Raw genomic sequence first — 21847 nt, 5'->3', positions numbered from 1 at the left:
AATGCTGATCAGTCGGCGGCAAACACATGCAGCTCCGTGCCCGCCTGTTCGGCAGCAGTGCGCAGGTCGGCCTTCGGTTCGCTGTCGGTGACGATATCGGCAATGTCATCGAGCCCGCAGATGCGTTCCAGACTGCTGCGGCCAAACTTGTCGTGGGTCACCACCAGCACCGTCGACAGTGAACGCGATATCATTGCGCGTTTAACGGCTGCGGCGCCCGAGATCATGTCGCTCGGACCATCGGCGCTTATCCCCGATGCCCCGATAATGGCGACGTCGGCATTGTAGCGGCGCAGGAACTCGACGGTGTCTTCGCCAAGCACGCTGCCTTCGCGGCTGTCATAGGTCCCGGGGCAAAGCAGCACGCGGAAGGTCGGATTGGCGCCGGCCACCGAGGCCACGCCGGTGGAATTGGTGATGATGGTCAGGTCGCGCTTCAGCTGCGAAAGGTTGCGCGCCACCTCATAAGTGGTCGAACCGCCATCGATCATCACGATCTGGCCCTTCTGGACCAGGCCCGCTGCGCCGCGGCCGATGCGGGCGCGCTCCTCGACCAGGGTCAGGCCGCGCTCCGAAATCACCGGCTCTGATGTCACCAGCGAGATCGTCGCACCGCCATAGGTGCGGTTGATCAGCCCGGCATCGCCGAGTTCGATGAGATCGCGGCGGATGGTCTCGCCGGCGACGCCGATGCGCCGTGCAAGTTTGGAGATGCGGATGGACGCCGACCGGCGCACTTCCGAAAGGATAAGCGCGTGCCGCTCCTTCTTCGTCAGTCGGCCCTGATCCATGATTATTCCATTCCCTTTGCAGCAATCAGTGCGTCGGCAAGCTCGGCAAACCCTTGCGCGCCGCGCCCGCTTGTGACGAAGGCAGGAGATGCCGGAAGTTCGCCGGCGAAGTCCAGCACATTAGCGACACCGACGCTGTTGGGGAAGAAGCCGAACATTGGCGCATCGTTTGGACTATCGCCGACGAAGACAATGCTGTCCTTGTCGTGGTCTATGTCTATACCAAAACAGTCGCGCAAGAATAGCCGGCTTGTTGACAGTTTGTCGTATTTGCCGAACCAGCCATTGACATGGATGGACGAGATTTTCGCCGCCGCTCCATAGCGCTGAAAGATAGCGACGATCTTCAGCACTTCAGATTTGGGCAGCGGCGCGACATCCTCGCGAAAATCGATCGCCAAATCGGCTTCGCGATAGGCCTGGTCAGCGGCGACCGCCGCACCCGGAATTTCCGCGAGCACGGCGCGTTCGATCTCGCGCAGGCGCGCCGCGTCAGCCTGCCTTTCCCCGGCACTCCTGGCATAGTGACGAACGATGCGCTTGGCAGTGCCGTCATAGCGGAAATAGAAAGCGCCGTTCTCGCCGATCACGCCATCGACCGGCCATTGCCGCGCGATCAGGTCGCACCAGCCGGCAGGGCGGCCGGTCACCGGCGCGACAAGGAAGCCGGCCTGCTTCAGCCGCTCGAGCGCCGCATAGGCTTTTGCCGGCAGCCGTCCCTTGTCGGTCAAGGTGTCGTCGATATCGGTCAGAACGACGGCGATGTTGCGCCGGTCTAGCGCGGTGAAGTCGGCAAGCGGACGCAGCACCCGCTCAGGCTCCCGCCGCAACCGTTTCGAGCGAGGCAGCCGCGACGTCGAGCATGGTGAACCTGTCGCGGATCAGCCGGGCATTGGCGACCGCCTCGTCGTAGAAGCCAGCCGGTATGGCAACCTCCTGCGGCGTGGTCGGCGCGCCGGCGGCGCGCAGTGCTGCCGCGATCTCGCGCGCCGGGCGTGCCACCCGCACCAGCCTTTCACGATGCGAGCGCCATTGCTTGGCCAGCATGGTGTTGATGGCGTTTGCCCGTTCGCGGTCCAGCAGCTTGGGCTTGAATGCCGCCCAGCAGGAACGTCCGAGCGTTTCGCCGAAGATTTCGATGAAGCGGTCTGGCGTATCGGCGGACGGCGCGAGCTGCAGCTCCCGCAGCGCCAGCACGCGTTCCTGCAGCCGCGCCATCGTCAACGTCGTCACCGCTATGTGTTCGCCGTGATGCGTCTCAGGCAATCCCTGGCCCCGCATGTCGATATAGTGGGCGATCAGATGTTCGCCCTGGCTGGCCGGATAAGAGCCGCCGCACAGTGTCATGCCGAGACCGGACATGACCAGCGTGCGCACCAGCACTTCCATCGCCTCAAGGTCGCCGGTCCCGAGTTCGCCGGCCTTGGCGATGAGCGCCTCCTCGTCCTCGGCCAGAAGCATGAACGGCGCCTCCCGGTAGGGCGTGCCGAGCAACAGATGCGCCATCAGCCAATCGGTCTGCGCGGTCGGCCGCGCCATCGAATCGCCGAAGCCGGCAGCGATCAGCCGGTGCGGCGCTCGCGCCATGACATCGAGATCGAGGAAGACACCGACCGGCAGGCTCGCCGTCAGCGATTTCTTCAGGCCGTCCTCTGTGATTGCCGCAGACACCGAGGTGTAGCCGTTCATCGACGGCGCGGTGCCGAACACCGCATAGGGCTTTTGGGTCAGATGGGCGGCATATTTGGTGATGTCATTGATCGAGCCCGATCCGACCGCGACCAGACCGCTGGCGTCTTTCGTGCGGGCGATCACCGATCGCACGGCGTCCATGTCGGGATGCGGATGGCGCGGCAGGATGATCTTGTCGACATCGATCGAGCCGCGCAGCGCAATCGACACTCTCTCGCCGAGAGCCAGCCTTGTGTCGGGATCCATGACAACGGCGAGCCTGCGGCCGAGCGGCAGCGGCTTGACCAGCGCATCGGCTTCGTCGCCGAGACCGCGCCCTATGACGATGGTCTTCAGCGGCACCGACAGCATTCCCTGGCTATCCGGGTCAGGCAGCGTGCCGGCAATAAGGCGATCGAGCATTTGTCTGGACATAGGATGCAGTCCGGTCAGTCAGCATGAAGCGGGGTCAGGGCATCGAACAAGGTGCGATACCGGCGGTAACTTCTGTCGTAGGCGGCCTTGGCGGAAGGATCAGGGTCGATCGTCTCGATGTGGCCGGCCAGCCTTTCAGCCGCCTGCTGCACTGAGGAGGTAAGGCCGATGGCTGCGGCGGCAAGGATTGCAGCACCGATCGGCGAGGCATCGGCCGCATCCGCGATCTCGACCGGCCTGCCGCTGACATCGGCACGGATTTGCGCCCATACCCGGCTGCGCGCGCCACCGCCTGAGAGCCGGATGCGCCCGGTTGTTATGCCGAGCTCGTCCAGCCGGTCGACAACGTCGCGCATGGCGAAGGCGCAGCCTTCCAGCACTGCGCGAGCGCAGGCCGCTTTGCCGTGGAAGGATGTCAGGCCGTAGAAAGCGGCACGCGCTTCGGCGATCCAGCGCGGCGCCATGGCACCGGACAAGGCCGGCAGGAACAGCAAATCGTCGCTGCCGGCAACCACCGTCGCCGCCAGTTCCGACATCGCCGCCGGCGAATCGACGCCGAAGGTTGTTAGAAACCACGTCACCGCGCCGCCCGAGAGCCATCCGGGATTGGAGATGAAATAGCCGTCGCCGAGAAAGCCATGGGTCTCGACCAGGCCGCCGGGGTCGAGGCGAAGCGTGCCGGACACCGCGCCGACCACTTCGGCCGTGCCGAGATTGCAGGCGACGACACCGGGCACGACGACCCCGGCGCCTATGGCGGCCGAAAAATCATCGCCGGTGCCGACCGCCAGCGGCGTGCTCACAGGCAGACCGGTGAGCTCGGCGCCGGCGTGCGTCAAGGCGCCGGCGATCTCAGATGCATCGTCGATGCCGGGCAATTTATCTGCATCGATGTCGAAGGCCGCCAGCAGATCGCCGGCATAGTTGTGCTCCTTCAGCCCATAGAGCATGGTCGTCGAGGCCAGCGCGTGATCGATGACGGCACGACCGCACAACGCTGCGACCACGAATGATACCGGTTGATGCCAGAGCGCCACTCGGCGCGCTTCGGGCAGGTTGCGCGCGGCCCAGCGGATTTTCGCCGCCATATGCGTGGCGTCCAGAACGAGACCGGTGCGCTCGCGGATGAAGTCCGGATCGATGGCGGCGATCTCTGCCGCCGCGCGCCGATCCATCCAGATGATGCACGGCGTCAGGGCCTGGCCGCTGCTGTCGACCGCAACACAGCCGTCGAGTTGGCCGGCAATGGCAATGCCCTTGATGTCGGACGGCGCAAGCCCAGCCTTGTCGAGCGCGCCGGCAATGGCCGGCTTGAGCGCCGCCAGCCACAGCGCCGGATTCTGTTCGGCCCAGCCGGGCGCCGGGAAGGCCGGCTGGTACAACACAGCGGCCTCGCCACGCAGCCGCAATTCGTCATCGACAACGATCGCCTTCAGGCTTTGTGTGCCGAGATCGATGCCGATGACTGGCATTAGACACGCTCGCAATCCGCGAGAACATCCCGCAGTTGCGAGAGGATAGAACCTTTCGTCGGCGAATAGGAACCGTCGAACACCGCTGTGCCAATGGTAAAAGCGTTGGCGCCGGCCAGCTTGATCGCCTTGATCCGATCGGCTGATGCCACGGCGCCGGCGACGATCAGATGCCGCGACGGACCAAGCCCGCGCCGGGCTGCGCGCACCAGTTCGGCCGGGTCGGCCTCGGTGGCGCGATAGGCGAGGATGTCGCATCCCGCACAACCCTTCTCGGCGAAGGCGCGGCAGTCGGCCTCGACATCCTCGGCCGAACCGCCGAGCTTGGTCGGATGGCCGACCGGCCGACCCGGAAAAGGGTAGTATTCGGTGCCGCTCCCCTCCAGCAACGCCATGATCTCGTCGACCTGGGTTCCACCGAGCAGGCGCCGGACGCCGAGATCCCTGGCGATGCGCGCGGAATTAAGGCAGGCCTCAGCCGTCGTCGAGACAACTTCCATGTAAGTGGTGGCGCCTGTCCGGCCAATGGCGACAGCGAGCTTGCGCAGCACATCCGGCGCGACGCCAATATCCTTGAAGCCGACATGCTTCAGGCCGACCGGCTCAATCAATTCGACCAGGTCGAGACAGTCCTCGACCGTGCGATCGTTGCGCGTCAGCATGAAGATGAAGTCCATCCGAAAGGTCCCTCGCCTGGTCGGGAAAGCCGGTTTGCTGCCGGTCTGTTAACACCTCCCAGCCATTTGTTGCAAGGTGCCACATTTTGATTTGCAGTACCACACATTTTATGACAGAACGGGCGCCAGCCCGCCAGGCACGACTTCTAGGGAGAGGGAAGAATGCTCAAGCCGCTGAGACGTACTGCGTCCAGACTGCTCGTCGCAGCCGTATTTGTGTGGCCCCTGACGTGGCAAGTGACACAAGCGGCCGCGTGGGATCTGAAAGAGGCGTCGAAACCCTATAGCGGCCAGACCATCCGCATGGTCGGCGAGGCGCTGCCGCCGCTCGAAGCGCTGAAGAAGATGGCGCCGGAGTTTGAAAAACAGACCGGCATCCATGTCGAAGTCGAGATGTACGAGCACTCGGAAGCCGTCAACAAGGTGCAGCTCGATCTCAACTCGCACCGCGGCCGCTACGACGTCATCATCCAGCCGCATCGCGAACTCGGCAAGTTCGCCACCAACAACCATCTGGTCGAAATCGCCAAGATGATGGCCGACCCGGCTTTGCGCGATCCGAGCTTCGAGCCGGAGAAGCAGCTCTACCAGACCGCCTGGCACGAAATCTCCTGGTATGACGGCAAGGAGTACGGCTTCCCCTTCACAGTGCTCAACATGTTCATGTGGTATCGCTCGGACCTGCTCGCCGATCCCAAGGAGCAGGCAGGCTTCAAGGCCAAGTATGGCTACGACCTCGCTCCCGCCAAGGACTGGAAGCAATATCGCGATATCGCCGAATGGTTCTATCGCCCCGACCAGGGCTTTTACGGCACCGCCCTGCAGGGCAAGCGCCACGAGGCGCTGTGGTATGAGTGGCTCAACTTCCTTTATTCCTTCGGCGGCGACGTGCTCGACGTGAAGAGCGGCTCGGCCTGCGGCCCGGTCATCGTCAACAGCCCCAAGGCCGTCGCCTCGCTCGAATATTACAAGAGCCTGCTGCAATTCTCGCCGCCGGACAGCCTCAACTATTTCTGGGATGATGTCATGGCGCTGATGCAGCAAGCCAAGGTCGCCGAGCTGATCATGTGGAACGACGCAACCTATGCCGTATCGGTCGACACCACGGCCTCCACCGTGGTCGGCAAGGTTGGCTTCGATCTCGTGCCGCAAGGCGACGGCGGCAAGATCGGCCAGGTCGAGGGCTGGACCTATCTGATCCCGGTCTATTCGAAGAACCAGCAGGCCGCATTCCTCTTCGTCCAGTGGATGATGGGCTATGACCGCCAGCTCGAGCAGCATCTCAATGGCGGCGCCTCGGGCCGGCCCGATGTCTATGCCTCGGCGGAGGTGCAGAAACTGCCCTACGCCAAGGCGTCGATGGAGGCCAACGAGCATGCGGTGCCGAAGGCGACGCTGCCGCAATCGGCCGAGATGACCGACATACTGGTGCGCGAACTGTCATCCTACCTCGCCGGCGAAAAGGAGGCGCAGGCCGCCCTCGACACCGCCGCCACCGACATCTCGACACTGCTCGGTTCTTGCGCACCCATGACCTATCCGGCACGATAGGCCTTGAGATGTCGCGCAGAGGCTACCCGCACAAGCGGGTAGCCGTTCTTGTCCGCAGGAAACGCCCGTGACGAACCGCACTCCATCGCCGCGCGGAATGCCGCTTCTCGACCGTGGGGTGGGGCCGCTCTTGATGCTGCCGGCGACGCTGCTCGTCGTCGTCTTCCTGGTCGGCCCGTTCTACTACATGGTCTACACCGCGCTGACCGACCTCAGCTTCGCCGACGCCAGCCATGCCGGCGCCTTCGTCGGTTTCGACAATTTCCGCAAGCTGATGCGCAACGACCCATTCTTCTGGGCATCGTTCCTGCTGACGCTGAAATTCGTCATCATCGCCGTCGGCCTGGAATTCCTGCTCGGCTTTGCGCTGGCCTTCCTGATCTTCCGCTTCGTCGCCAGCCAGCGGCTTCTCACCACACTGCTGCTCATCCCGATGATGATTGCGCCGGTCGCCGTCGGGCTGATCTGGCGGCTGCTGTTGCAGGGCGATTTCGGCATGCTCACCTTCTACATGCGCAAGGTCGGCCTGCTGGCGCAGAATTCGGCGGTGCTTTCGGCACCCGACCTGGTGTTTCCGACCATCGTCGCCATCGATGTCTGGCAGTGGACGCCTTTCGTCACCCTGATCATGCTCGCCGGCATGATGAGCCTGCCGCGCGCGCCGTTCGAGGCGGCGATGATGGATGGCGCAAAACCGTTTCAGATCTTTCGCGATGTCATGCTGCCGCTGCTGCGGCCCGTCATCGCGCTGGTGCTATTGCTGCGCGGCATCGATGCCTTCAAGGAGTTCGACAAGGTTTTCCTGATGACCGGCGGCGGTCCCGGAACGCTGACCGAACTGGTGTCGATCTATGCCTACCGCGTCAACTTCCGCAACTGGGACCTCGGCTACGGCGCCGCGGTCGCCTTCATGATCTATCTCGTCGTGCTGATCCTGTGCTCCGTCTTTTACAAGGCCGTCTACTGGTCGAGCCGCAAGCAGGCGGCGGCGTTTTGAGGGCGCGGCGATGATCGATCAGTCCACCAACCGCGCCTGGAAAAGCTTTGCCTGGTCGGTGTTGCTCGTCGCCGTCGTGGTCGCGCTGACGCCTTACGTCTGGATGGTGCTGGCGTCGTTCAAGAACCGCGTCGATCTTCTGTCTTCTGTGCCGAAATGGATTTTTTCACCGACGCTTGCCAACTATCCCGCCGTCTTCATCGACAAGGAATACTGGCCGCTGGCAATCAACTCGGTGCTGATCTCGGTGTCGTCTACGGTGCTCTGCATCGTCATCGGCGCGCCGGCTGCCTATGGCTTTGCCCGCTCCAATTTCCCCGGCAAGGAAGACCTGTTCTTCTTCTTCCTGACCACGCGCATGGCGCCGCCGATCTCGATCGCCGTGCCGCTGTTCCTGTTCTTCACCTCGCTTGGCCTGATCGACACCATCTACGCCGTTGTGATCGCCCACACCTCCTTCAACCTGTCGCTCGTCGTCTGGATGATGCGCGGCTTCTTCGCCGAAATCCCCAGGGAGATCGACGAAGCCGCGATGATGGACGGCCGCTCGCGGCTCGGCGCATTCTTCTTCGTCGTCGCGCCGCTGGCCGCACCCGGCATGGGCGCCACAGCGGTGCTCTGCTTCATCCTGTCGTGGAACGAGTTCCTCTATGCCTTCATACTCGTCGCCTTCGACGGGCGGCCGCTGACCGTCGGCATACCGGGGCTGGTGACGCCGCATGGCACGCTATGGGGCCAAGTCGCGGCGGTCGCCATCGTGGCGACGCTGCCGATCGTGCTTTTCACTTTCCTTGTCCAGAAACAGCTCGTGCGCGGCCTCACCTTCGGCGCGGTCAAGGGTTGAAGGGATCTCGCATGGCAATTGTTTTCGACGGCGTCACCAAGGCTTTCCCCGACGGGACGGTGGCGCTGCAGGCGCTCGATCTTGCTTTCGAGCCCGGCGAATTCCTGGTTCTGCTCGGGCCCTCTGGTTCCGGCAAGACGACAGCCTGCCGGCTGCTTGCCGGCCTTGAACGTCCCACGGCCGGCCGCATCATGGTCGAGGGTCGCGATGTCACCGACCTGCCGCCGCGCCTGCGCGGCATGGGCATGGTGTTCCAGAACTATGCGCTCTACAGCCATAAGAGCGTCTACGAGAACATCGCCTATCCCTTGCGCATCCGAAAAATGCCGGCCGCCGAGCTCGACCGCTGCGTGCGCGCCATGGCCGAACTCTTGGAAATAACCCGCTACCTCGACCGCCGCCCTTCGCAATTGTCGGGCGGCCAAGCGCAGCGCGTGGCTGTGGCCCGCGCACTCGTCTGGCAGCCGAGCCTCTGTCTGATGGACGAGCCGCTGTCCAATCTCGACGCCTTGTTGCGGCTCCACATGCGCACCGAGCTGAAGCGTCTGCATCGCGAGCTGAAAAAGACCTTCGTCTTCGTCACCCACGACCAGGAAGAGGCGATGACGCTGGCGACCAGGGTCGCGGTATTGCGCGAAGGCGCACTGATCCAGTACGACGACCCGCGCGAGATCTATCGGCGGCCTGCCAATCGCTTCATCGCCGAATTCATCGGCCGTCCAGCGATGAACACGTTCGATGGCGATGTCCGCGCCGGCGTCTTCCACGCCAGCGGTTTCACTTGCCCGCTTCCGGGAAAGCCTGATGGTCCCATCGTGCTCGGCATTCGCCCGGAGCAGATCCAGCTTGTCGACGCGACTGCCGGCGACGCCATCCTGTTTGCCGTCGACGTCGTCGAACCGGTCGAGCCGGACGTGCTGATCTTCGCCAATAGCGAGGCCAACGCGCTGATCGTCAGGACCGTGAATGACGATCGCGCTTTCGATCCCGGCCAGCCGCTTTATCTACGCTTTCCGCCGGCAGCGCTGCACACATTCGATGCTGTGTCGGGAGCGCGGCTGCCGTGAGCACGCTGCTCGCTTTGGTGCCGCTGGCCGCCGCAGCCTTGGTCTGGTGGCTGTTCTACAGCTTCAACCGGTCGCGGCGCTGGTTCTCGACAGGCGAACTCATCTTCTGGGACGCCATTGCACTGGTAACCCTGCAGCTTGTCTGGCTGATCTGGTTCTGAATGCGCATTCCAGCAACGCAGATCAGTAGCCCAGCGCACAACCGTCCTTGCGAGGATCGGAGGCACCGGTGAGCGTGCCCTTTTCCCAATCGATCAGCACCAGCTGGCCGCCGCCATGCGGCTCCTCGGCGATCGAAACCTGATGACCGCGCTGACGCAGGCCGGCGATCGCCTCAGCCGGAATCCCGCGCTCGGCCAGCACGGCATTGTCCTTGTAGAACACCCGTGGCGCATCCAGTGCCTGCTGCGGGTCCATCCCGAAATCGATCATGTTGGTCAACAGATGGACATGGCCGAACGGCTGGTAGCCGCCGCCCATCACCCCGAACGGCATCACCACCTTACCCCCTCGCGTCGCCATGCCAGGCATGATGGTGTGCATCGGTCGCTTTCGCGGCGCGATACGATTTGGATGGCCTTCCGTGAGGCGAAAACTGCTGCCGCGATTCTGCAGCACGACGCCTGTCTTGGGACCGACGACGCCGCTGCCGAAGGAACCGAAGGTCGAGTTGATGAAGCTGACTGCATTGCGGTCGCGGTCGACCACGGAGATATAGACGGTGTCGCTGCGCGGCAGCTCAAGCCGCGGCAGATGCGTCATGGCGAGGGCCGGATCGATGGCGGCGCGCAGCCGCTCCGCATAAGCTGCCGACAGCAGTTGTTCGACGGGGACCTGGACGAAATCCTGGTCGCCGATGAAAGTATCGCGGTCCTGGTAGGCAAGCCGGCCGGCTTCGATCTCGAGATGCAGCCGCTGGGCACTGTTCGGCTCCAACGAACCAAGGCTGAAGCCCGAAAGCACATTCAGCATGATCAGCGCCGTCATGCCCTGATTGTTCGGTGGCATCTGATGGATATCGTAGCCGCGATAGGACGTATTCACCGACGTGACGTAGTCGCCTTGGGTCTCGGCGAAATCCTCCAATGCATGCAGCCCGCCCAGCGCGCGAAGACGTTCCACCAGATCGTCCGCGACTTCACCTTCATAAAACCCTGCACGGCCTCGGTTGGAGATGATGCGCAAGGTGTCCGCCAAGTGCGGCTGCCGATGCACATCGCCGGCTTGCGGCGCCCTTCCCTCGGGCAGGAATATGCGCGCGGCATGTTCATCGGCTGAGAGCAGGGCGACCTCGTCGGCCCAGTCGAAGGCGACGCGATCATGAACGACATAGCCTTGTTCGGCATAGCGAATGGCTGGCGCCAGCGCGGCGTCGATGCCCTTTTTTCCGTGGTCCTCGAGTAGCCGGCACCATGCATCGATGGCGCCTGGTATGGTGACGGCATGCGGTCCGGCCGCAGGCAGTTCGCAATGCCCCCGCTCCAGATACCATTCGGCGGTTGCCGCAGCGGGCGAACGCCCCGAGCCGTTGAAAGCGAGAACATCGCCCTCGCCTTTGGGACTGTAGAGCACAAAACAGTCGCCGGCGATGCCGGTCGATTGCGGCTCGACGACGCCTTGCACCGCCGCAGCGCACACAGCGGCATCCATGGCATTGCCGCCGGAGCGCAGCATGTCGATGGCGGCCAGCGTCGCCAGCGGATGCGATGTCGCCGCCATCGCTTCTGTCGCGCGAACTGGCGAGCGTCCGGGGGACTGAAAATCACGCATGCAATCGCCTCCAATGATTTCGCGCCCGCCGGCCGCAGCCTTCAATGCTTGATGCGGTCGCGCATGGCGTACCACAACATCCCCAGCACATAGAGCGGGCCCCGCAGCGCCGTACCGCCCGGGAACGGCATCGGCGTCAGCGTCGAGAACAGGTCCAGCCGCGAGGCGTCGCCCGTAATCGCTTCGGCCAAGAGCTTGCCCGACAGCGTTGACAGGATGACGCCCTTGCCGGAATAGCCATGCGCGAAATAGACCTCGCCATAGTGCCCGACATGCGGCAGCCGCGACGTGGTCACCGACACCAGGCCGCCCCAGGCATGATCGATGCGGCAGCCCTTCAATTGCAGGAAGGTGGCCTCCATGTGCGGCCGCACGAAGCCGGCAATGTCGGCCGGCGGCGATGGCGTGTAGCGCTCGCCGCCGCCGAACAGCAGCCGACCGTCCGCCGACATGCGGTAGTAGTTGACGACGAAGCGCGTGTCGGACACCGCGACATTGGCCGGGATGACATTGTGTTTGCCCTCCAGCGGTTCGGTGGCGACGATGTAGTTGCCGACCGGCATGATGCGGCTGTTGACGCGCGGCTCCAGCCCATGCAGCAACGCGTCGCCGGCCAGCACGACATGTTTGGCCCTTACCGACCCCTGCGCCGTCGAGACCCGGATCGAAGGCTCGCGCTCCAGCTTTACCGCGACGGAATTTTCATGGATGACGACACCGGCCGCCACGGCGGCACGGGCAAGGCCGAGCGTGTAGTTCAGCGGATGCATATGGCCGCCAAGCGGCTCATACATGGCGCCATGATAGGGCGTGTCCACCTTGCCGCGTGCCTGCGCCGCCGACAGGATCTCGACGTCGTGGAACTTCATCACGCTCTCGAGGCATTTGGCCTCGTCTTCGAGATCCCTGAGGTCGGAGCCATTAACGGCACCGACGAGATGGCCGGTCAGCCGCAGATCGCAGTCGATGGTGTGGCGCTCGATGATGTCGAGCACCAGGCCCCGCGCCTCGAAGGCGAGGTCGAACAGCGCCTTCGCCCGCTCGGGGCCGTAGAGCTTGACCAGCCCCTTGGCGCCTTTGCGCAGGCCGGGGATCATCTGGCCGCCATTGCGGCCCGACGCGCCCCAGCCGATCTTGCCGCCTTCGAGCAGCACCACCTTCAGGCCGCGCTCGGCGGCATGAAGGGCGGCCGACAGGCCGGTGCAGCCGCCGCCGACCACCACCAGATCGGCGCCGACATCTCCCACCAGCGCCGGATGGTCCGGCGCCGGATTGGCGGTGGCGACATAGTAGGATTTGCCGATATCGAGGCCCGAATTGAAACCCGTTGAGCCGGAGGCCATGATCACACCTTCAGCAGCAAATGGTCGCGTTCCCAACTCGTCACCACGCTTTGGAACAGGTCGAGTTCGACGCTCTTGACGCGCAGATAGGTCTGGAAAAAATCCTCGCCGAGCAATGCCCGCACCGGCTCGCAAGCAGTGAAACGATCAAGCGCCTCCTCCATCGTTTTCGGCAGCGTGCTTTTGATCCTGTAGGCATTGCCCGAGGCCTCAGCCGAGCGCGCCAGCTTCTGCTCGACGCCGAGATAGCCGGCAAGCAGCGAACCGGCGATCGCCAGATAGGGATTGCAATCCGCACCCGGCAAGCGGTTCTCTACCCGCCGGGCGGCGCGGCCACCTGCCGGCACGCGCAGGCCGCAGGAGCGGTTGTCATGCGACCATTCGATGTTGGCCGGCGCGCTGTGGTTCGGCCGGATGCGGCGGAACGAGTTCACGTTGGGTGCGAACAGCGGCATGATCTCGGGCACATATTTCTGCAGGCCGCCGATGAAATGGCCGAACATTTCGGTGTCTGCATCATCTCTGTCGGCAAACAGCTCGGCGCCTGTCGTTTCATCGACGACAGACATGTGCAGATGCATCGAGCTTCCCGCCTGCGCCGCGATCGGCTTGGCCATGAAGGTCGCGTGCATGCCGCTCTGCTGCGCCGCCTGGCGAGTCAGCCGCTTGAACAGCAGCACCTGGTCGGCGAGCGGCACCGCGTCGCCGTGCAAGAGATTGATCTCCAGCTGCGCGGTGCCGGACTCATGGATCAGCGTGTCGAGCGGCAGGCCGGCGGCTGCGGCATAATCATAGACGCGCCTTATCACCGGCTCGAATTCTTCCAGCGCCACCATGTCATAGGGATGCTGCGAGCCCTCGGCGCGGCCATTGGCGCCAACCGGTGCCGTCAGCGGCTGGTCGGGATTCGGATTGGGCGCGGTCAGATAGAATTCGATTTCCGGCGCCACCACCGCGCGCCAACCGCGCTTCCGGTAGAGATCGAGCACGGCGCGCAGCACATGTCGTGGCGAGGCCATCCAGGGCTTGCCTTCCATGTGGAAGGCGTCGGCGAAGACATAGGCTTTGCCAGGGCCACCGCCCGGCGCCAGGCACAGCGTCGACATATCAGGCACCATGCGCATATCCGGGTCTTGATAGGCAAAGCCTTCGTCGATCGAACCGGAGTAGCGGCCATCGATGCTGACCAGGAAAGCGCTGCTCGGCAGGTAGAGTGCGCGGTCTTCCAGCGCCTTGAGGAATTTTGCTGTCGGCAGCGCCTTGCCGCGCAGCACGCCATTCATGTCGGGCACCAGGCACTCGACCTCCGTGATGCCGTGCTGGGCGAGCCAGGCCTTGGGATCGTTGCCGGTGAAGAGAGCGGTGTTGGTATTTTTGTCCTGCATTTTGGTTCACGTACCTATGAGAGAGAGAGTATGGCTTGCGCGGCCACATCCGTTCCAGGGGTCAGCGCCATCTTGGCAGCATTGTCCCTGAGGCGGGCGCGCATCGCATCGTCGGCCAGCAGGCCGAGAATGGCTCTCTCCAATCCCCCTTCGGTCCAGGCGTCGCGGCCGATATGGTCGCCCACGCCCGTCTCTCCCGCGCGTTGCGCATTGTCATGTCCGTCCCAGCAATAGGGCATGATCAGCGACGGCACGCCGAAGCGCAGCGCCTCGCAAAAACTGTTGTTTCCTCCGTGATGAATAAACAGGTCCGACTTCGCCACCACCGAAGGCTGCGGAAACCAAGCGTCGAGATAGACATTGTCCGGCACCGCGCGATAGGCGTCGCGCAGGCCGCCGGCATTGACGATGAAGCGCGCCGGCAGCCTGTCGAAGACGGCGAGCATGCGCTCGATCAGCCCGACATCCATCGCGCCGAGGCTGCCGAAGCTGACATAGACCAGCGGCCCGCAATTGCGCGGAAACACCGGCACCTCGAATGGCCCTTCCGAACGCACGCAGCCTTCGAGATAGACAAAGCGTTTGGGGTCGAGCGGCTCGGCCCGCTCACGCCGTACGATCGCTGGCGTCAGCAGCAGATTGAGGTCGGGTGATGTCTCGAGGAACAGGCCCTTGGGCAACGGCGCCAGGCCGGCATCCGCGCGAAAACGGTTGAAGCACTCATGCGCGGGTGCGGAGGCCGCGAGATAGCGCGCTTCGAACGCCGCACGTTGCGGGTCGTCGGCACCCATCCCCGAGAGATAGGGCGGCACCTCGGCATCCGGCAGTTCCGTCTCGGCACAGGAGACGACGCGCACCCACGGGCAGCCGGCGGCGGCGATCGCCGGGAACATGATGACGTTGTCGAGCACCACCGCGTCCGGCTTCAGCCGCGCCAGCAATTGGCGCAGCGGCGCCTCGGCGTTGACGGCGGTGTCGACGATCGCTTGCCAGGTCGGCGCGACATAGGTCTCGAGCTGGTCGATCGGGCTCAGCCGGAAATGCGGCAGGTGCCGGCGCACGAAGGCCTGCCAATAGCTCTGGCGGTCGCTGTCGCTCAGCGGCTCATCCGTCGGCAGATGGTATTCCTGGAAGCCATAGTCGGTAAAGACGCCGGAGAAGCCGGCATGGCAGATGAAGACGGGGCGAGCGCCCCGTGCGCGCAATGCCTGTGCGATACCGACGCAATTCAACGCGGCGCCGAAACTGGCTTCGGGAAACAGCGCGATGGTCGGGCTGGCTTTACGCGTCAATTATTCCTCTTCAATCCGGCCGGCTGATCATGCCGAACAGTGCGGGAGCTCCGCGGCTGGCTGCTTGCGGTCGCTGGCTGCGGGAGAGCCGCAGGTGGATGCGAAGCAGATCGGCAGCCACCTCATACTGCCGGCTTTCAAGATAGTCGAGTATGCCCGAGTGATCGCGCAACGATTGCCGCAGCCGAAACACGTTGACGCCGGAATAGATGCCCGGCAGCCGGCGCAGGCGGAGATGATCGGCCAATGCATCCGACACAAAACGGTTGGCGCAGCCCTCGGCGATCATGCCATGAAAATCCATGTCCAGCCGCTGGAACTCGCGCGTGTCGAATGTCTCGTCCGGCAGCGCTGCAAGCGCTTCCATGCCTTGCCGCAACATTGCTGCCCGCGCCCCGTCCAGCCGAAAGCCTGGCGTCAGGATGGCCGCCGGCTCCAGCACCAGGCGGAACTCGTAGCTTTCGCCTTGCGCCTCCGGATCGTCCGGCGCGCGGCGAAACAACCAGGATTGCCCAGGCGCACGATCCAGAAGATTCTCGTCGGTCAGTTTGTTAAGTGCTTTTAGTACCGTCTTGCGATCAGCGTCGTAGCGTCGCATCAGCCCCGCGATGGTCACCGTCTGGTCCAACCGTCGCGCCGAGCGGTCGCGCAGGATGGCTTCGGCGAGCTCGTCTTCCTCCGCACTGGGTAGTTCGGCGGCAATGGCGGGCTGGGCGGCGAGGTCGACCGTCAGATGATAACCGCTGTCGGCCTCCCAGCGCACCACGCCCCGTTCCGCGAGCAGGCCGAGTGCGGCGCGTACGGGCGTGCGCGAGACATTGCACAGCGAGGCGATCTGCTGTTCGGGCAGGCGGGCGCCAGGCTCGAAGCCACGCTGCCGCGCCACATCCAGGATGCGCTGCGCCAGATCGAGATGGTTGGTGCGAGGTCGTCTGGCTACGGCTTGCATGACTTTTCTCGAATGCGAATGTGGCGCATTGGTCTGGCTGATCGCCGGAACAGGGACAATCGGCCAAATTCCTCCGTCGTTGACAGATTATGGATTGACGTACTTTTTTCTGCAATAGTACTGTCGGCACAATCGGCGAGAAAAGACCGAGGGAACAGGATCAAGGCAGGCGCGCGCGTCGCCGGCCTTGGTCCGGCAAATGATTTCGACGATCAAACCGAATGGGAGACTGCCATGACCGCTACCAGCCTGCGGCGCCGTGCGCTCAATACATCCTCAATCGCTCTCGGTCTCGCCCTGACGCTCTCGGTGCCGGCCGCCGCAGCCGACCTCGTTATTTCGAACTGGGATGGGTACATGGCACCCGACGCCATGGCCGCTTTCAAGACCGCCACCGGCGTTGCCGGCGAAGTGGTGGTGCACGCCACCAATGAAGAGATCATGGGCAAGCTGATTGCCGCCGGCGGCAAGGGCTATGACGTGGTCTTCGTCTCCTCGCCCTTCGCCGAAGTATTAAACAAGCTTGGCCTGACCGAGCCGATCGACCATGCCAAGATCCCCAACCTCGCCAACCTCTATCCCGAAGCGACCAAGCTGCCGCACGATGTCGGCAACGCTTTCTCCGTGCCTTACACCTGGGGCACGACGGGCCTCTGCTACCGCTCTGACCTTGTCAAGACGGCGCCCACGAGCTGGAGCGACCTGCTCGCCCCTTCCGACGAGATGAAGGGCAAGACCACCATGCTGGCGACCGATCGCTGGCTGCTGGCCGCCGGGCAGCTCGACAAGGGCTATTCGGTCAACGAGACCGACCCGGCCAAGATGGCCGAGGTCAAGGACCTCTTGATCTCCGCCAAGAAGACCCTGCTCGCCTATGACGACACCACCTTCTATTCCAAGCTGGTTTCCGGCGAGGCGCTGATGGTGCAGGCCTGGAACGGCTGGTGCAATTACGGCATCGCCGACAAGCCGGAGATCAAATACGTCATCCCTAAAGAAGGTTCGGACCTGTGGGTCGACACGATGGTGGTGATGAAGGCGTCCGAGCACAAGGACGACGCCTTCAAGTTCATCAACTTCATGCTCGACGCCAAGAACCACGCCTGGGCGGCGCAGAACATCGACTACAAGGTGCCGAACAAGCCGGCGATGGAAAGCCTGCCGGCCGACTTCCTGGCCAAATTCCCCAACATGGCGATGCCGGTGGCCGATCTCGTCAAGTTCGAGCAGTTGCGTGACGTCGGCGAAGCCCAGCGCGACTATTCCAAGATCGTCAGCGAGATCAAGGCCGCGCAGTAAGCGGCGCAGACTTCACGGCCGGCAGCACTTCTGCCGCCGGCCCTGAGCGGTACCCGAGAAATTGTCCCAGACCCGACTTCGTTCCTCTCTGCTGATGGCCCCGGCGCTGGTCTGGCTGACCGCGCTGATGGTGGTGCCATGCGCCCTGGTGCTGGCGCTCGCCTTCTTCCGGCGCGGCGTCTATGGCGGCATCGACTACACTTTGACGCTGGAAAATTTCGGGTTGGTCTTCGACCCGCTCTATGCCGGCATCTTCCTCAACTCAGCACGTATCGCCGGCACCGCGACCTTGATTGCGGTGGTGATTGGCTATGCCGCAGCCTATGCGATCGCGGCCGCACCGCGCCGGTGGCAGCCAATTTTCCTGTTCTTCGCCGTGCTGCCGTTCTGGTCCAACTATCTGATCCGCACCTATGCCTGGATCGTGCTGCTGAACCGCGAAGGGCTGATCACCCAGTTGCTGCGCTGGTTCGGCTACACCGGCGAACCGCCCTCGATGCTCTATACCGAAGGCTCGGTCATCGCGGGCCTCGTCTACAACTATCTGCCCTTCGTCATCCTCGCCTGCTACGCGCCGCTGTCGCGCCTCAACCCGGAACTGGCCGAGGCATCGCGCGATCTCGGCGCCTCCGCTGCCACCACTTTCCGACGTGTCATCCTGCCGCTGACCGTGCCCGGCATCGCTGCGGGTGCTGTCTTCGTCTTCGTGCTGTCGATCGGCAATTTCGTCACCCCGGCGCTGCTCGGTGGCGGCCGCTTCCAGATGATCGGCAACCTCGTTTACGACCAGTTCCTGACTGCCAATGACTGGCCGTTCGGCGCAGCGCTCGCCATGGCGCTGATCGCCATCATGCTTCTGGTGCTGATGGCGCAGGCGCTCGCCGCCGACCGCGCCGCGGGGCGTGCGGCTGAGGCAAAGGGTGACGCCGATGGCTGAGCGCTGCGCAATTCTTGCCTTCTCCCCGTTCACCGGGAGAAGGTGCCCCGAAGGGGCGGATGAGGGGCGGCGTCAACCTTTGCGACGCTCAGCGCTGCCCCTCATCTGCCTGCCGGTATCTTCTACCCGTGAACAGGGAGAAGGACTCTGGTCGTTCGCTTGCCTTCCAATTGTCGGAGGCCGGCGATGACCCATTCCTTCACCCGTACGCTCGGCATGCGGACGATCCTCACCCTCGTCTTCGCCTTCCTCTACATCCCCATCGCCGTGCTGGTGGCGCTGTCCTTCAACGAAGGCGGATTGCCGACGGCATGGTCGGGCTTTTCGCTGAAATGGTATGCCTCGCTGGCCGGCAATTCCGCCATCCTTTCCGCTGCGCTCAACACGCTGATCGTGGCGTTGGTCTCCACGGCCATCGCCACGCTGCTCGGCACGCTGCTGGCCATCGGCATCGAGATGCGCCGGCAATACGGCAGGGGTCTCGAGGCGCTGATCTTCGCACCGATGATCATCCCCGACATCGTCCTGGCGATCGCTCTGCTGTCGTTCTTCTCCATGCTAAACCTGACCATGGGCCTGCACACCATCATCCTCGCCCATGTCGTCTTCAACCTCGCCTTCGTCTGCTCGGTGGTGCGCGCAAGGCTAAAGAGTTTCGACTGGTCGATCGTCGAGGCCTCCGCCGACCTCGGCGCCTCGGCTCTGACCACCTTCCGGCGTGTGACATTGCCGGTCATCGCGCCGGCAGTGATTGCCGGCGCTCTGCTTGCCTTCACGCTCTCGGTCGACGAGTTCATCATCGCCTTCTTCACCGCCGGTGCCGGCCGCGCCTCGACGACGCTGCCTATGCAGATCTACGCCATGATCCGCTTCGGCATCACGCCGGAGATCAACGCGCTGGCGACCATCGTCATGGCGGTATCCATCACCGCGCTGACCCTGTCGCAGCGGCTCAACCGTGGGATCATCGGCCAATGAGCGAACCGCGCACGCTGCTGGCCATTGATAACGTTTCGAAGAAGTTCGGCCGGGTCACCGCCGTCGACGGCATCTCGCTCGACATCCGCGAAAACGAGTTCTTCGCGCTGCTTGGACCCTCCGGCTGCGGCAAGACCACGCTGCTGCGCATGCTGGCCGGCTTCGAGACGCCAACCGACGGCCGCATACTGCTCGATGGCAAAGACATCGCCCGGACCCCGCCCAACAAGCGGCCGGTCAATCTGATGTTCCAGTCCTACGCGCTGTTCCCGCATATGAGCGTGCGCGCCAATGTCTCCTACGGGCTGGAGATGGAGCGCTTGCCGAAAGCTGAAATCCGTTCCCGCGTCGAGGCCATTCTGGCCACCACCGAGCTTGTCCCCTTCGCCGACCGTAAGCCTGAGCAATTGTCGGGTGGCCAGAAGCAGCGCGTCGCGCTCGCCCGCGCGCTGGTCAAACGGCCTCGGTTGCTGCTGCTCGACGAACCGCTGGGCGCGCTGGACAAGAAACTGCGCGGCGCCATGCAGATGGAGCTGAAGCGCCTGCAGCACGAAGTCGGCATCACCTTCGTCATCGTCACCCACGACCAGGAAGAGTCACTCGTCATGGCCGACCGCATGGCGGTGCTCAAGGACGGCCAGCTGCTGCAATGCGACACGCCGCACGTGATCTACGAGCATCCCACCGACCGTTTCGTCGCCGACTTCATCGGCGTGATGAATTTCGTACCGGGCAAGATGTCTGCGGATGGCGTGATCGCCGCGAACGGCGCGCGCATCACCGGCAAGGTTCCCGCCAAGCTCACACCCGGCGATTCCGCTGTCGCTTCGGTGCGACCCGAGCGCATCCGGCTGTTCCCGTCAGCCGAGACCGCCAACCGCATCGCCGGCACGGTTGAGGCGCTGGCCTATCACGGGCTCGACCTGCAGCTGCATGTCCGCACGCCTCTGTCGCCAAAACCATTTCTGGTGCGCGTCACCGCCGATGCCGCCGACCGCCGGCCGGTCTCGTCGGGCGATCAGGTCGAACTCGGCTGGGACGCCGCCGATGTCAGAATTTTTCAGGAATAGGAGAGCTTGATGGCGCAGAAGACGATCGCGTTTTTTCCCGAAGCGGCCTACGGCCCGGCGCTCAATTCGGTCGGCATCGCGCAAGCCGTCGAGGCGCGCGGCCATAAGGCAGTGTTCCTGTCCGACCCCGGCTTTGTCGATGTCTACAAGGGTTACGGCTTCGAAGCGCATCCGGTGAACCTGTCGGAGCCGATGCCGCCCGAGCAGATGGCGAAATTCTGGGAAGACTTCATCAACGGCCACATCCCGAACTTCCGCAAATCGCCCTACGATCAGGTCGACAATTACGTGAAGGATTGCTGGACCGCGATTGTCGACAGCGCCAAATGGGCGCAGAAGGATTTGCCGCGAGTCCTGGCCGCCATCAAGCCTGATGTCATTTGCGTCGACAATGTCATCCTGTTTCCGGCCATCAAACAGTTCGGCAAGCCTTGGGTGCGCGTCATCTCCTGCTCGGAAAACGAGATCGAGGATGAGGACATCCCGCCGCATCTCTCCGGTTGCGGCGAGAACGACCATGTCGGCCACCAGCGCTATCGCGATCATTTCAATGCGGTGATCAAGCCCATCCACGACGACTTCAACGCCTTCCTCACCGCAAACAATGAAGCGCCATACCCGGTCGGTCAGTTCTTCGAGGCCTCGCCCTATCTCAATCTGCTGCTCTATCCCGAAGCGGCAAAGTTCAAACGCCGCCATCCGCTTGATACGACGAAATTCCAGTATCTCGAAGGCTGCGTGCGGCAGGAAAAGCCATACGCCGTGCCGACCTTCGCCGAGAACAATGACGGGCCGCTGCTCTATGTCTCCTTCGGCAGCCTCGGCGCCGGCGATGTCGATTTGTTGAAGCGCATAATCGCAACACTGGGAAAGACCCGTTACCGCGCGCTGGTCAATGTCGGCGGCTACAAGGACCTGTACACGGATGTGCCGGACAACGTCATCGTCGAGAGCTGGTTTCCGCAGCCTTCAGTCATCCCGCAGGTCGATGCCGTAATCCACCACGGCGGCAACAACTCGTTCACAGAGTGCCTCTATTTCGGCAAGCCGGCCATCATCATGCCCTATGTCTGGGACGGCCACGACAACGCCACCCGCGTCCAGGAAACCGGCCACGGCTTCGGCATGCCGCGTTACGACTGGAGCGACGCCCAGCTGATCAGCAGGATCGAAGCCTGCCTGACTGACCCCAAGATGAAGATCAGGCTGGCGAAGACCTCGGCGCAGATGCAGGCCCAGAACGGGCCTGAGAAGGCAGCCGGGCTGCTGGAGGCGCTGCTGTGAGTGCGATGTTTAAGATGCCGAGCCCTGGCACCCCC

The 21847-nt window shown here is 63.6% G+C and carries 20 protein-coding genes; 10 read left to right on the top strand and 10 right to left on the bottom strand.

Features of this window, described 5'->3' with window-relative positions:
* Positions 1 to 8: 8 nt before the first annotated feature.
* From X730_RS152010 to X730_RS152030, 5 genes are read right to left on the bottom strand one after another with little or no spacing between them, the layout of a single operon-like run.
* Positions 9 to 791 carry a DeoR/GlpR family DNA-binding transcription regulator gene (locus tag X730_RS152010; RefSeq protein WP_023686645.1) on the bottom strand — a complete coding sequence of 261 codons (783 nt, stop codon included), beginning with the start codon at positions 789 to 791 and terminating at the stop codon, positions 9 to 11.
* A gap of 2 nt (positions 792 to 793) precedes the next feature.
* Complete coding sequence (locus X730_RS152015; protein ID WP_023692036.1) at positions 794 to 1597, bottom strand: HAD-IIB family hydrolase; 804 nt, start codon at positions 1595 to 1597, stop codon at positions 794 to 796.
* A gap of 7 nt (positions 1598 to 1604) precedes the next feature.
* Positions 1605 to 2897 carry an iron-containing alcohol dehydrogenase gene (locus tag X730_RS152020; RefSeq protein ID WP_081731567.1) on the bottom strand — a complete coding sequence of 431 codons (1293 nt, stop codon included), beginning with the start codon at positions 2895 to 2897 and terminating at the stop codon, positions 1605 to 1607.
* A 14-nt stretch (positions 2898 to 2911) separates the two neighbouring features.
* Entirely contained in the window at positions 2912 to 4369 is a 1458-nt protein-coding gene (locus tag X730_RS152025; RefSeq protein ID WP_023754216.1) for an FGGY family carbohydrate kinase, read from the bottom strand.
* On the bottom strand, positions 4369 to 5046 hold the full coding sequence (locus X730_RS152030) for a 4-hydroxythreonine-4-phosphate dehydrogenase (RefSeq protein ID WP_023743084.1): 678 nt from the start codon (positions 5044 to 5046) through the stop codon (positions 4369 to 4371). The genes X730_RS152025 and X730_RS152030 overlap by 1 nt, the downstream gene beginning before the upstream one ends.
* Before the next feature lie 237 nt (positions 5047 to 5283).
* Here X730_RS152030 and X730_RS152035 point away from each other — a divergent pair, with 237 nt between their 5' ends.
* From X730_RS152035 to X730_RS1000000167520, 5 genes are all read left to right on the top strand, one after another.
* Positions 5284 to 6597, top strand: a complete 1314-nt coding sequence (locus tag X730_RS152035) for a sugar ABC transporter substrate-binding protein (RefSeq protein ID WP_023826303.1) — start codon at positions 5284 to 5286, stop codon at positions 6595 to 6597.
* A 67-nt stretch (positions 6598 to 6664) separates the two neighbouring features.
* On the top strand, positions 6665 to 7594 hold the full coding sequence (locus X730_RS152040) for a sugar ABC transporter permease (RefSeq protein WP_155922446.1): 930 nt from the start codon (positions 6665 to 6667) through the stop codon (positions 7592 to 7594).
* 10 nt (positions 7595 to 7604) lie between these two features.
* The gene (locus X730_RS152045; RefSeq protein ID WP_031196887.1) at positions 7605 to 8438 is read left to right on the top strand and encodes a carbohydrate ABC transporter permease; all 834 of its coding nucleotides are present in this window, start codon (positions 7605 to 7607) and stop codon (positions 8436 to 8438) included.
* A gap of 11 nt (positions 8439 to 8449) precedes the next feature.
* Positions 8450 to 9505, top strand: a complete 1056-nt coding sequence (locus tag X730_RS152050; protein WP_023743081.1) for an ABC transporter ATP-binding protein — start codon at positions 8450 to 8452, stop codon at positions 9503 to 9505.
* A complete protein-coding gene (locus X730_RS1000000167520; protein WP_023701459.1) occupies positions 9502 to 9666 on the top strand; it encodes a hypothetical protein in 165 nt (54 codons plus the stop codon). The genes X730_RS152050 and X730_RS1000000167520 overlap by 4 nt, the downstream gene beginning before the upstream one ends.
* Before the next feature lie 22 nt (positions 9667 to 9688).
* Here the strand turns inward: X730_RS1000000167520 and ggt are convergent, their stop codons facing one another.
* Genes ggt through X730_RS152075 form a run of 5 tightly spaced genes read right to left on the bottom strand, consistent with a single transcriptional unit; the run spans position 9689 to position 16244 of the window.
* Positions 9689 to 11275: a gamma-glutamyltransferase gene (gene ggt / locus X730_RS152055; protein WP_023704262.1), complete on the bottom strand. Its 1587-nt coding sequence runs from the start codon at positions 11273 to 11275 to the stop codon at positions 9689 to 9691.
* Positions 11276 to 11316: 41 nt separating this feature from the next.
* On the bottom strand, positions 11317 to 12618 hold the full coding sequence (locus tag X730_RS152060; protein ID WP_023743079.1) for an FAD-binding oxidoreductase: 1302 nt from the start codon (positions 12616 to 12618) through the stop codon (positions 11317 to 11319).
* A 2-nt stretch (positions 12619 to 12620) separates the two neighbouring features.
* The gene (locus tag X730_RS152065; protein ID WP_023826302.1) at positions 12621 to 14003 is read right to left on the bottom strand and encodes a glutamine synthetase family protein; all 1383 of its coding nucleotides are present in this window, start codon (positions 14001 to 14003) and stop codon (positions 12621 to 12623) included.
* Between the two features lie 14 nt (positions 14004 to 14017).
* Positions 14018 to 15295, bottom strand: a complete 1278-nt coding sequence (locus tag X730_RS152070; RefSeq protein ID WP_023826301.1) for a glycosyltransferase — start codon at positions 15293 to 15295, stop codon at positions 14018 to 14020.
* A gap of 10 nt (positions 15296 to 15305) precedes the next feature.
* Positions 15306 to 16244 (bottom strand): GntR family transcriptional regulator, encoded by a 939-nt coding sequence (locus tag X730_RS152075; RefSeq protein WP_023826300.1) that lies wholly within the window; start codon positions 16242 to 16244, stop codon positions 15306 to 15308.
* Positions 16245 to 16478: 234 nt separating this feature from the next.
* Here X730_RS152075 and X730_RS152080 point away from each other — a divergent pair, with 234 nt between their 5' ends.
* From X730_RS152080 to X730_RS152100, 5 genes are all read left to right on the top strand, one after another.
* Positions 16479 to 17543: a spermidine/putrescine ABC transporter substrate-binding protein gene (locus tag X730_RS152080; RefSeq protein WP_023826299.1), complete on the top strand. Its 1065-nt coding sequence runs from the start codon at positions 16479 to 16481 to the stop codon at positions 17541 to 17543.
* A 94-nt stretch (positions 17544 to 17637) separates the two neighbouring features.
* Positions 17638 to 18480 (top strand): ABC transporter permease, encoded by an 843-nt coding sequence (locus tag X730_RS152085; RefSeq protein ID WP_023672945.1) that lies wholly within the window; start codon positions 17638 to 17640, stop codon positions 18478 to 18480.
* A gap of 186 nt (positions 18481 to 18666) precedes the next feature.
* Complete coding sequence (locus X730_RS152090) at positions 18667 to 19458, top strand: ABC transporter permease (protein ID WP_023672946.1); 792 nt, start codon at positions 18667 to 18669, stop codon at positions 19456 to 19458.
* Entirely contained in the window at positions 19455 to 20528 is a 1074-nt protein-coding gene (locus X730_RS152095) for an ABC transporter ATP-binding protein (protein ID WP_023826298.1), read from the top strand. The genes X730_RS152090 and X730_RS152095 overlap by 4 nt, the downstream gene beginning before the upstream one ends.
* A 9-nt stretch (positions 20529 to 20537) precedes the next feature.
* Positions 20538 to 21812, top strand: coding sequence for a glycosyltransferase (locus X730_RS152100; protein WP_023826297.1), 1275 nt, complete (start codon positions 20538 to 20540; stop codon positions 21810 to 21812).
* Positions 21813 to 21847: the final 35 nt, after the last annotated feature.

It is taken from the genome of Mesorhizobium sp. L103C131B0 (genome assembly GCF_000502275.1).
GTDB lineage: Bacteria > Pseudomonadota > Alphaproteobacteria > Rhizobiales > Rhizobiaceae > Mesorhizobium.
Note: the sequence above shows the minus strand (reverse complement) of the source record. Positions and strands in the feature narration are given on the sequence as shown.